The organism is Caloranaerobacter sp. TR13 (assembly GCF_001316435.1).
Taxonomy (GTDB): Bacteria; Bacillota; Clostridia; order Tissierellales; family Thermohalobacteraceae; genus Caloranaerobacter.
The window spans coordinates 1-12,486 of the sequence record NZ_JXLL01000016.1 but is presented as its reverse complement, the minus strand read 5'-3'; the positions used below and the strand labels follow the sequence as shown (position 1 = coordinate 12,486).

The window sequence follows — 12,486 nt, the reverse complement described above, 5'->3', positions numbered from 1 at the left end:
AAAAAACAAATAATTTATATCTAACTAAAAACTAGACTAGTAGAAATCAAAATTTTAGACAAAAAGAGCGACTTTAATATCAAGTCGCTCTTTGTCATAAATTGATTGTTTTTAGTTGCCAATACCTTTAATAAATTTATTTTTATTTTTCTCCTTATCTATATATATTATTTCACCAGGTTTAAGCATATTTAATTCTTCTCTAGCAATTTTTTCAATAAACTCAGGGGTATCAGCATATCTGATTTTATCTTGAAGTTCTGCAATTTCTACGTTCAAACTGTTAATCTTATCCTCTTTTGCTTTTTTTTCTTGTTCTAAATCTCTCATCATTTTTTGCTGATTGAAAAATATGGTACTTAAATAAAATAAACATGCTAATAACAATATGTATCTAAGTCTAAACCTTCTCTTCTGTTTAGTTTTGCGCATATCAAGCCCTCCAACTTTTTCTAAATTATGTATGAATATTTCTATGTATTTTCTAAAAATCCTTTATTTTTTTAGCAATATAGTACTTGTGTACTTTCTAATATCATTAAAAATACGTTTTGGTAATTTAGTTATTTTTCTTATGCTTTTATTTAATCTATTAACTTTATCATTCAATTTTTTAAAAGGAATTGATAATAAATCTATAATAATCCTCAATGGATATGTCAGTATATTTATTACATATTTAAGCAACTTAATAAATACTCTTATTAAATAAACCATTAGAGTTATAACTGGCTTACTCAGAAGTTTTGTATAAATTAATACACCACAAATGAAACCTAAAAAAACATAACCTCTTAATTCTCCCCAATTACTAAAAATTAGTGTAGCTAGAGCTATTATTGATACAATAATCCAAAAAATTAAATCTTCAACTAAGGTAGCAATTTTCTTAGGTTTAAAAAAATACCTAAATATCCTATATAAATCATATACAAAGCCAATCAATACTCCACCATACATAGTAAGTAAAAAAATATAAGCTTGACTCTCAACTGTGTTCCCCACAAAATCACCCCTAATGAAAATGAAAACCAATGGTATAAACCATCGGTTTTATTTAAACATTTTGCCTAATAAGCCAGAACCCTTTGAACTAGAAGTATCTTTGTTAGTATATAAGATACCATTTATCTTACCTTCTATAACTATATTCCCATCTTCTAAATTTAGTTTGCTAATGTTTAAATCGTCTCCTTTAACAGTCATTAGACCTTTTACAGTTAATAGAATAATTGTATTATCATTAAAACTATCCACATGTTCTACTCCAGATATATTAAGCTTCTCTCTATTTTCTAATATTATATTTTGACTTCTGCTTGTAGTCTTCTTTTCACTCATCCCCCATCCCCCCAGAATACTTATGTTAAATGATTATGTAGTAAATTTAAGTTTTATTCCTAAATTATACATTTTATTTAGTATCATATTATATTATACATATTATGAGCATTATCTTTTGTTACATGTTCTAATAACTGTAATACTTCGATTTTCATTGTCCTAGTACCAAAATTTATTTCAATTATATCTCCTACATTTACCAAAGTACCAGGTTTAGCTATCTTCCCATTTACTAATACTCTGCCTTGTTCACAGGCTTCTTTAGCAACTGTTCTTCTTTTGATTATTCTAGAATTTTTAAGAAATTTATCTATCCTCATACTATCACCTTCCATATTTATATTTAACATCTGACAGCCAAAAGAAAAAAATCAGGTCAATGACCTGATTTTTTATTTGTTAACTGCCTCTTTTAAGCTCTTACCAGCTTTGAAAACTGGTGCATTTGATGCTGGAATATCGATTACTTCTTGAGGGTTTCTAGGATTTCTACCTTTTCTAGCTTTTCTTTCTCTTACTTCAAAAGTACCGAAACCTACTAATTGAACCTTTTCTCCTTTTACTAATGCTTCTTCTACACTCTTCATGAATGCATTTAATGCGCTTTCAGCATCTTTTTTTGTTAAACCACTCTTTTCAGCTATGCTTGAAACTAATTCTGCCTTGTTCACAATAAATACCTCCTTATTATTCAATTATATTAAAAATAGTACGTATAAGCATATTCTACCTTTTTAAGTAAAATCCTTCTTTTTAGTATTATTTTTTATCTATTTTTTTATTTTTATGTATCTTTGTTCTTTCCCACAGCTCATCCATCTCTTTCAATGTCATAAACTGTAAATCTTTCCCTATTCCCCTACTCATATCTTCCATAAGTTTGAATCTTTCAATAAACTTATTTATTGTCTTATTTAAAGCAATTTCTGGATTTACTTTTAAAAATCTACTAATATTTACTACAGCAAATAATAAATCTCCTATTTCTTCTTCAATTCTATTTTTATTATTCTCTTTTATTTCAATTAGTACTTCTTGAAATTCTTCCTTTACTTTTTCTAAAGCTCCATTTACATCTGGCCAGTCAAAACCAATATCAGCAGCTTTCTGCTGGAGTTTAAAGCTTTTTATTAAAGCAGGTAACCCCTTAGCTATACTTTCAAGTCTTTGACTATGACTTTCAATATTTTTTTCTTTATCTTTTATTCTATTCCAGTTTGTCATCACTTCTTCGGAATCTTTACAATTACTTTCTCCAAAAACATGAGGATGTCTATTAATTAGCTTACTACAAATACTAGATATTACATCCCAGATAGTAAAGTAGCCTTCTTCTTTGCCTATCTGAGCATGAAACACTACTTGCAGCAACAAATCTCCTAATTCTTCAGCTAATAAATCCATATCATCTTTATCTATTGCATCAACTACTTCATAAGCTTCTTCTAAAACATATTCTCGAAGAGATTGATGAGTTTGTTTAATATCCCATGGACATCCTTCTTTACTTCTCAATTTTTGCATAATATTAATTAAGTTATTCAAATCATATTTTGATCTATTTTCATCATCAATCTTAGGGATATAAATACTTGTTAAATAATCAATCCATTCTATTCTGTCTAGCTCATATAATGGTATCCTTAGTATTTTCTCTTCTCCTGGTACTCCTGCTGCTCTAATTACATATATTTGATACTCATCATCATATACTTCCATTAGCTTCAATTTTACTTCTGAAGCAATCATTCTGTTATAAACTTGTGTTATTATATTATCTACATTAATATCTACTGACTGCATACTTAAATTTAAACCATCTACAACTTTCATCCCACTTATTGGATCTTTCTGAACAGCATTTATTACACTATCTATAAAACTTACACCTGAATATATCTGTACTTCTACTTCGCCTTCATCTCTATACTTTGTCAACAATGATACTGTCTTTTCAGCTACCAAAGGATGTCCCGGTATACAGTAAATAATGATACCATGTTCTTCAGATTTTTTCACTAGGTCTTTAGCTATATTTTCATAAATCACATCAAAATCTTCACCTTTTTCATACATAAAATCGTATGATTCAAATTCAATATTATTTTCATAAAGAAAACTTACTGTTGGATGTTTTTCAGTTCTTAAATAGACTTTATAACCTTTTTTCAAAACTTTTACTGCACCTATTGTTAACAAATCTGGATCTCCTGGACCTAATCCTATAACAATAATCTTTCCCATACAAAAACCTCCATTATACTTATATTTGCCAAAAAAGCTAGGTTTATACCTAGCTATTCCCTTAGAAGTCCTATTGCATTTAATACTCTAGAAAGTTTTCTACCACCTGGCAATAATTCAAAATCTCTTGAAGTTATTGCTCCAGTTACTAATAATGCAAAACCATATACTAACGATCCTACAATTATAGAAGCTAAAGTTGCTATTTTACTGATTATTATAGATGATAAAAATACATATGAGAGCTTTACAAATACAACCATTAATATAACTGAAATTATCGGCTTGACAAAAACATTTACAAAATTTAATGATGTCCTTGTATGCTTCATAACCGCTATGAAATTTAATACTGCCGCCACTAAATATGCAGCTACTGTACTTAAAGCTGCACCTTTGACCCCTATTTCAGGTATTCCTGTCAATACATATGTTAAAATTATTTTTACTACTGCCCCAATTGCTAGATTTTTTACAGGAATCATAGGTTTACCTAAACCCTGCATAATAGCTGTAAGTGATTGTACTAAAGTTAGAAAAATCAAACTAAAAGATAATATTGCAAGTATAGAGCCTACGCTTTGTTGAGTTTCTAAATCAGAAACAAAATATACTAATTCAATAATAGGCGTAGACAAAATATATAAACCTAACGCAGAAGGTAAACCGATAAGAAGTGTAACTCTTACACCAGACCTTACTATTTTACTGATTTTTGCATAATTTTTTCTGGCAAATGCATCAGATACAGCTGGTACTAAACTCATAGCTAACGCAACTGATAAAACTTGAGGTAAATTTATAAGAGTCTGAGCCATTCCAGCCAATCTTCCATACAAACCACTCGCTTCTGTTTCTGTGAAACCTATAGATTGCAATCTTCTCATTACTATGGCAACATCAATATTATTCATTATAGGAACTATGGAAGCACCAATAGTTATAGGTATCGCAATTAATAAAACTTTTTTAATAACAGAATTTAAACTTTCTTTAGGATAATCTACACTATTTCTTATTTCCTGTTTTATATATTTTCTCTGTGAAAAATAAATAATCATTATTACAATAGTACCTGCTAAAGCTCCAGCAGATGCTCCGAAAGTAGCTCCTCCAGCAGCTAATGGTAATCCTCTTCCTAAAAATTGATATGCTAAAAAAAGACCTATTGCAACTCTAAATAATTGTTCAACTAATTGAGACGCTGCCGTAGGAATCATTGTCTGTCTACCTTGAAAATACCCTCTAAATGCAGACATAATCGGAACTAACATTAAAGCAGGTGCTATAGCTATATATGAATAATATGCATTTTTATTACTGAATAAATTTGATAAATATCCTGCTCCTGCTAAAACAAATATTGAAGTAGCCATTCCAGCGAATAAAAATCCAAAAAATGTTATCTTAAACAATCTATGAGCTCCTTTATAGTCCCCTAATGCCCTTTTTTCAGCTACAAGCTTAGCAACCGCAACTGGAAAACCTGCTGTAGATATTGCTAATAAGAAATTATAAAGTGGATAAACAGTCTGATAGTATCCAATTCCTACATCAGTAAGTACATAATATAATGTAATCCTATATACTGAACCTAATATTTTGGCTAACACTCCTGCTATCCCTAATATAGCAGCACCTTTCAAAAAATTTTCCTTAGTCATAAATTTCCTCCTAATTTTCAGGCACGTTTAGTTAACAAATCCATTATATCAGAAATGCAATACTCATTAAATAGTGATTTTATTAAGAAATCACTTTATATATATTAACCAAACGAAAAGCCTACCATACAAGGTAGGCTATGTAGCTTAAACTATTGCTCCATCTGTTTTGCTAAGAAACCTGCTGCAGTTTCAGCAAGCTTAGCTTCTAACTCTCCCATTTTTTTATCATTATCCTTAGTACATAAAATGACTGCTCCAATTGGATCTCCTTGAGTAATTATAGGGGCTATTACTTGGCTAGTATATTTATCAGCATTAAATTCATCAGATGTTACTCTTATAGGCTTACTCTTTCCAGAAGCTAAATATGTTTCTTTACCTTCCATAATCTTTTCAAGCTCTGGGCTAACTTTTTTATCCAAGTAATCATTCTTTGATCCTCCAGAAATTGCAACTACTGTATCTCTATCTGTTATTACAGTTATATGGCCTGTAGTTTCATAAAGTGATTCTGCAAATTCAGTAGCGAATTCACTTAATTCAACAATTGGTGAATATTTTTTTAATATTATTTCGCCTTCTCTGTCCGTAAATATCTCTAAAGGATCTCCCTCTCTTATTCTAAGAGTTCTTCTAATCTCTTTAGGGATTACAACTCTACCTAAATCATCAATCCTTCTTACTATTCCTGTGGCCTTCAATTTTTTCCCTCCTTATTACAAAGTCTACAAAATTAGATTTGAGGTGGATTTTGTTTTAAACACTCATGTGTTTTAACAAAATTACACCGTTTAGTTGTATATTTATTATTTTACTATCTAGAACTTTTTATGCATTGATGGTAATTTAGAGTAAAAACTTAAACTTCAGCAAAATCTTTGATTTATAATCAACTTTAAAAAAAGGAAAAGCTCATCAACTTTTCGCTGATGAGCTTTTTGAGCCTATTCTAAAAATATTTCTACATTAGCATTTTCTCTTAATTCTTTTAACTTTTTATCATATTCTCTATTTTTCAACTCTTGTATTATTTTATCTTTAACTTCATCAAATGAATATACCTTATCAATCTTATCCTCTACTTTAATAATATGATAACCATACTGTGTTTTTACTATATCACTAATTTGTCCAGGTTCTAGAGAAAAGGCTGCCTTTTCAAATTCTGGTACCATCTGACCCTTACTAAAATAGCCTAAATCTCCACCATTTGCTGCTGAAGGGCCTATTGATTTTTCTTTTGCCAATTCCGCAAAATCTTTACCATTTTTTAATTGCTTAAGAATTTCTTTTGCTTCATCTTCTGTTTTAACTAATATATGTCTAGCTCTCACTCTATAGTCCCTAAATAAATCTATATTTTCTTCGTAATATTTTTTTGCTTCTTCAGGAGAAATTTTTACATCTTTTAGAACTTCTTCTTTATATTTAGAAATCAACATTTCCTTTTTTATTTCTTTTCTAAAATACTCTTCTGTTATATTGCTCTGTTTTAAAAATTCTTTAAATTTTTCTTCATTTTCAAAGTAATTAATATAATTTTTAACTTCTTCGTCAACTTCCTCATCTGTCACCTTAATACCTAACTCTTCAGCTTTTTGAGATATTATCTGCTCAATAATTAACTTGTCTAAAAATCTTCTCATTGCTTCTTCTTCTAGTTGCTTCCATATTTCAGACCCTACCTTACTCTCAACAGCCTTTTTATAGACATTAAAGTCCTTTTCAAAATCTTCCTTATATATGCTATCTCCATTAACTTTTGCTACAATTTCTCCTTTAGCCTCTTGATTTACACAGCCGGACAATACAGAAATAAGTACTACTACTAACAAAATCCCAATAAATTTTACTCTTATTTTATTAAACAAATTTATCAACTCCTCTGCTCTGCCTTCATGCACCTTTTCTATTTAATTATATATCAATTTCCCCTTCATGAAAACTGCTAATTTTTTGAATAACTTGTTGAACCTCTTTTAATATGCTTTCTTGCGTTTTTTTCATTAGTTTATATTTTATATGAGGAGTCTTTGAAATATCAAATGACATACGCCTTCCAAAGCTATTTAGAAGCTCATTAATAAGCTGCGGTGTAATAATATCAGGCTTAACAAATTCTATCTTAATGTAATTATCTATTTGAGTTAATGAACTTATTTTAGCTCTCTTACACATTGATTTTATTAATGATATCTTAAGCAAATTATCAACTTCTTTAGGTATATCTCCAAATCTGTCTATTATCTCCTCTTGTACATCTGATAAATCTTCTCTGTTTTGAATTGATGATATTTTCTTGTATATCTCTATTTTTTGTTCTTCATTAGCTATATAACGACTAGGTATATATCCATCTACATTCAATTCTATAGTAGTTTCTATATCTTCTTGCTTTATTTCACCTTTAAGTTTCTTTATCGCTTCCTCCAAATATTTCACATATAAATCATAACCAATTGAAGCCATGTGACCGTGTTGCTCAGGTCCTAATAAATTTCCAGCACCTCGTATTTCTAAATCTCTCATGGCTATTTTAAAACCAGAACCAAACTCAGTAAACTCTTTTATCGCTTTTAACCGCTTTTCAGCAACCTCAGATAGTGCTTTGTCTTTTTCATAAGTAAAGTATGCATATGCTATCCTATTACTTCTTCCTACCCTACCTCTTAACTGATAAAGCTGTGACAATCCCATTTTATCAGAATCATAAACTATTAAAGTATTTACATTAGATATATCTAACCCTGTTTCAATAATAGTCGTACATACTAATATATCATACTCTCTTTTTAGAAAATCTATCATAACCTTCTCAAGTTCTCTCTCATTCATTTGTCCATGTCCAACTACTATCCTAGCTTCAGGAACTAATTTTTTTAATTTAGCTGCCATTTGCTGAATACCTTGTACTCTATTATATACAAAATATACTTGACCATCTCTATTTAACTCTTTAACTATTGCATCCCTAATTATACCCTCATTATATTCCATAACATATGTTTGTACTGGATATCTTTCTTCTGGCGGTTCATCTATAACACTCATATCTCTAATGCCAACTAATGCCATATGTAGAGTTCTTGGTATTGGAGTTGCAGTTAATGTTAATACATCAATTGATTCCTTTAATTTCTTTAAAGCTTCTTTATGTTTAACACCAAATCTTTGTTCCTCATCTATAATCAGTAACCCTAAATCCTTAAATTTCACATCACTTGATAATAATCTATGCGTTCCGACTACAATATCTAAATTGCCACTTCTTAAATCTCTTAAAATTTTCTTCTGATGACTTGGTGTTCTAAACCTACTTAACATATCTACTTTAACAGGAAATTGACTAAACCTCTCCCTTATCGTATTGTAATGTTGTTGAGCTAAAATAGTTGTAGGCACTAAAAATGCAACCTGTTTTCCATCCATAACAGCTTTAAATGCAGCCCTTAAAGCTACTTCTGTTTTTCCATATCCAACATCTCCACACAACAACCTATCCATAGGTTTGTCTTTTTCCATATCTCGTTTAATTTCTTCTATACATTTTAATTGATCATTAGTTTCTTCATAAGGAAATAAATCTTCAAATTGTTTTTGCCAAGGCTGATCTGTTGAAAAAGCAAATCCTTTAGTAGTTTGTCTTTTGGCATAAAGTTCAAGAAGTTCTTTAGCCATATTCTCTATTGCCTTTTTAGCTTTTTGTTTAGTCTTAACCCATTCTCCTGTTCCTAGTTTATTTACTTTGGGCTTTATAGAATCTGCTCCTATATATTTTTGTATTAAATCCATTTGATCTACAGGAACATACAATCTATCTTTACCAGAATACTTTATACTTAAATAGTCCTTCTTTACCCCTTGAACCTTTAATTGCTCTATCCCTACATATACACCAATTCCATGTGTTTCATGTACAACATAATCTCCTGGCTTAAGATCAGTAAATGAGGTTATCTTCTTAGTATCTTTACTATATTGTTTAGCTCTTTTCCTCTTGGATTTTCCATATATTTCTTTATCGCTAATTATTGCGAATTTCAAATCTGGATATTCAAATCCTCTACTAATAGTTCCTGCTAAAACAAAAATTTGTCCAGATTTTATTTCTACATCAAGGGTTTTTATGAAGCTGCACTCTACCCCATACTCTTTAAGCGTTTCAACAAGCCTTTTTCCTCTATCTTCTACTCCTGAAAGTATTATTGTCTTATATCCTCTATATTTTAAATTTCTGAGCTCATTTACCAAAAATTCTATCTTGTTATGAAATGACTGCATACCTTTTGTTGTAATATTAACTGTTTCTTTACTTTCAAAGATATCAGTACCCTTTCTTAATCCCATTGACATAATACAAGGTCTTTGATTTAATTTTTCTTTTAACTCATCAAAGTTATAATAAATCCCTTCTTGTTTAGGTAACACTTCTCCTCTTTCAAAAAAGTCTAAAAATTTACTTCTAAAACTTTTTAAATATGTCATTGCATTTTCTTCTATTCTGTTTGGCTCATCTATAAGCATTAATGCTGACTTGTCAAAATAATCTACTATGCTTTTATATTGAACAGGAAAATATGGTATAAGAGGCTCTATATTATCAAAATTTAATCCTGAATTAATTAATTCAATATAATGTGTGAACTTTTCAGTAAGTTTCTCAACTATTAGTTGGCTATTTTCTTCCTTTCCTATCTTTTTAACAGCTTTAGTTAAATCATTTTCAATTTGCTTTACTACTTCTTTCCTATATTCATCTTCAAAGATAATTTCTTTAGCAGGTCCTATTTTAATTTCTGAAATATTTTGAATTGACCTTTGGGTTTTTATGTCAAAAGTTCTTAATGAATCGATTTCATCATCAAACAATTCTACTCTTACAGGATTTTCTAAAGTTATAGGATAAAAATCTACTATACCACCTCTTACACTGAACTGTCCTTTTCCTTCAATCATATCTACTCTTTCATAACCTAATATATTTAAATTTTTTATTAGTTTTTCTAAATCAATCTTATCTCCATATTTCAAAACTGTTCTATATTTATTTAATATTTCTTTATTGAAAACTTTATCCATTATTGATTCAATAGAAGCTACAACAATTATCGGCTTAGCTTCAATTAACTTATCAATAACATTTAATCTTTGATGTAAAATTCCGTGACTATAAGCATCTACATTATAAAAAACAACTTCTCTTTGTGGAAATAGTTCTATATCTCTAGAAGAAAATAATCTTAAATCTTCAACAATTTTTTTAGCTCTAAGTTCATTATAGGTAACTATAAGAACTTGTCTACTAGTATGTTGATTAAGTCCATAACAAATATGTGCTAGACTTTCCTCAGATAAACCATATAAAGATACAGGATATCTTTTAGTATTTATAGCTTCTATTAATTTACTATATTGATTTAAATTTTTTAACTGATCAGTAAAGACATTTAGAGGCAAGAAAATCAGCTCCTTTTAAGCAGCAGCTTTAGCCCAGGCAAAAAACCTGGGCTATGGTTTATTATTTATCATTTTTACTGATATTTTATTCATGTATTAACCATTATATTCATTCATAGCTTTATTTAATCCTTTAAGAATAATCGTTTCTACAGCTAAAGCTGCCCTCTCTATTGTAGAATCGATCATTTCTCTTTCATCCTTAGTAAATTTACTTAATACAAAGTCAGCTAAATTCATACCTTCTTTAGGTTTACCTACGCCTATTCTTATTCTTGGAAAGTTTTCATTTTGTAAGTGGTATAATATTGACTTCATACCATTATGGCTTCCAGCACTACCTTTTTGTCTTATTCTTAATGAAGCAAACTTTATATCAATATCATCATATATAACAATAATATTTTCAATTGGTATTTTGTAATAATTATATATATCTAAAACACATTCACCACTTCTATTCATATATGTTTGTGGCTTTACTAATATAACTTTTTCATTATTTATAAATGTTTCTCCGTATACTGCTTTATGTTTTATTTTATTTAATTTCACATTATTTCTTACTGCTAAACAATCAATTGTATCAAATCCTACATTATGTCTAGTACCATCATATGCTCTACCTGGATTTCCTAGTCCAATTACTGCATACAAAGGAATCAACTCCCTATATTAACCTTGTAAGCTAAAAATTAATTAATCGAAAAGTTTACTTATTGACTCATTTGAATAAATTCTTTTGATAGCTTCAGCGAATAATGGAGCTACTGAAACAACTTCAATCTTATCAATCTGCTTATTTTCAGTAAGAGGAATAGTATCTGTTACTACTAATTTTTCAATTACTGAATCCTTTAATCTGTCAATAGCAGGTCCAGAAAGAACTGGATGCGTACAACAAGCATATACTTTCTTTGCTCCAAAATCCTTTAATACTTTAGCAGCTTTTGTTAATGAACCTGCAGTATCAACTATATCATCAACTAAAATTACATTTTTGTCTTCTATATCCCCTATAATATTCATTACCTCTGATACATTAGCTTTAGGTCTTCTCTTTTCAATTATAGCGATTGGTAGGTCTAATAAACTTGCAAAATTTCTAGCTCTTCTAACTCCACCGATATCAGGTGATACTACTACTGTTTCTTTATCTATTATATTTCTAAAATAATCTGCTAATATAGGCACTCCTGTTAAATGGTCTACTGGTATATCAAAATATCCTTGAATTTGTCCTGCATGTAAATCCATACTCACTACTCTGTCTGCCCCTGCTGTTGTTAATATATCAGCTACAAGTTTTGCTGTGATTGGTTCTCTTGCTTTAGTTTTTCTATCTTGTCTAGCATATCCATAATATGGTATTACAGCGTTTATTCTTCCAGCTGAAGCTCTTTTTAAAGCATCAATAAGGATAAGTAATTCCATTAAGTTTTCATTTATCGGAGGACAAGTAGGCTGAATAACAAATACATCTGCACCTCTTACAGAATCTGAAATATGAACAGAAATCTCTCCATCACTAAATCTTCCTACTTGGCTTTCTCCTAACTCAATATTTAACTCATTACAAATTTCTTTAGCAAAACGTTCGTTTGCATTACCAGTAAAAATTTTAATCTTTCTTCCTCCTATATTCATTAAAAACTCCTCCTATGTTTTTTGTTATAATCCATAGGAAATTATATCCATTATTAAATTGTAGATGATTTTGAATATAATTCCCGTTTATGGATTTCAATAAAATCTTCCTTAATCTATTTAAATC

12 protein-coding genes are annotated in these 12,486 nt (G+C 29.4%); all 12 read right to left on the bottom strand.

Annotation, left to right across the window (positions count from 1 at the left end):
* Window positions 1–111: 111 nt before the first annotated feature.
* Window positions 112–432, bottom strand: coding sequence for a septum formation initiator family protein (locus TR13x_RS09270; protein WP_054871651.1), 321 nt, complete (start codon window positions 430–432; stop codon window positions 112–114).
* Between the two features lie 63 nt (window positions 433–495).
* Window positions 496–1,005 (bottom strand): spore cortex biosynthesis protein YabQ, encoded by a 510-nt coding sequence (gene yabQ, locus TR13x_RS09265; RefSeq protein ID WP_054871650.1) that lies wholly within the window; start codon window positions 1,003–1,005, stop codon window positions 496–498.
* Between the two features lie 48 nt (window positions 1,006–1,053).
* Window positions 1,054–1,341, bottom strand: coding sequence for a sporulation protein YabP (yabP, locus tag TR13x_RS09260; RefSeq protein ID WP_054871649.1), 288 nt, complete (start codon window positions 1,339–1,341; stop codon window positions 1,054–1,056).
* A gap of 83 nt (window positions 1,342–1,424) precedes the next feature.
* The gene (locus tag TR13x_RS09255) at window positions 1,425–1,664 is read right to left on the bottom strand and encodes an RNA-binding S4 domain-containing protein (protein WP_054871648.1); all 240 of its coding nucleotides are present in this window, start codon (window positions 1,662–1,664) and stop codon (window positions 1,425–1,427) included.
* 72 nt (window positions 1,665–1,736) lie between these two features.
* Window positions 1,737–2,015 carry an HU family DNA-binding protein gene (locus TR13x_RS09250; RefSeq protein WP_035163027.1) on the bottom strand — a complete coding sequence of 93 codons (279 nt, stop codon included), beginning with the start codon at window positions 2,013–2,015 and terminating at the stop codon, window positions 1,737–1,739.
* Between the two features lie 88 nt (window positions 2,016–2,103).
* Window positions 2,104–3,588: a nucleoside triphosphate pyrophosphohydrolase gene (gene mazG / locus TR13x_RS09245; protein WP_054871647.1), complete on the bottom strand. Its 1,485-nt coding sequence runs from the start codon at window positions 3,586–3,588 to the stop codon at window positions 2,104–2,106.
* 53 nt (window positions 3,589–3,641) lie between these two features.
* On the bottom strand, window positions 3,642–5,252 hold the full coding sequence (locus TR13x_RS09240; RefSeq protein ID WP_054871646.1) for a polysaccharide biosynthesis protein: 1,611 nt from the start codon (window positions 5,250–5,252) through the stop codon (window positions 3,642–3,644).
* Window positions 5,253–5,404: 152 nt separating this feature from the next.
* The gene (spoVT, locus tag TR13x_RS09235; RefSeq protein ID WP_054871645.1) at window positions 5,405–5,956 is read right to left on the bottom strand and encodes a stage V sporulation protein T; all 552 of its coding nucleotides are present in this window, start codon (window positions 5,954–5,956) and stop codon (window positions 5,405–5,407) included.
* 243 nt (window positions 5,957–6,199) lie between these two features.
* Window positions 6,200–7,126, bottom strand: a complete 927-nt coding sequence (locus tag TR13x_RS09230; protein ID WP_152912142.1) for a peptidylprolyl isomerase — start codon at window positions 7,124–7,126, stop codon at window positions 6,200–6,202.
* 46 nt (window positions 7,127–7,172) lie between these two features.
* On the bottom strand, window positions 7,173–10,712 hold the full coding sequence (gene mfd, locus TR13x_RS09225) for a transcription-repair coupling factor (protein ID WP_054871643.1): 3,540 nt from the start codon (window positions 10,710–10,712) through the stop codon (window positions 7,173–7,175).
* 96 nt (window positions 10,713–10,808) lie between these two features.
* Entirely contained in the window at window positions 10,809–11,369 is a 561-nt protein-coding gene (pth, locus tag TR13x_RS09220) for an aminoacyl-tRNA hydrolase (protein ID WP_054871642.1), read from the bottom strand.
* A gap of 42 nt (window positions 11,370–11,411) precedes the next feature.
* Entirely contained in the window at window positions 11,412–12,359 is a 948-nt protein-coding gene (locus TR13x_RS09215) for a ribose-phosphate pyrophosphokinase (RefSeq protein ID WP_054871641.1), read from the bottom strand.
* Window positions 12,360–12,486: the final 127 nt, after the last annotated feature.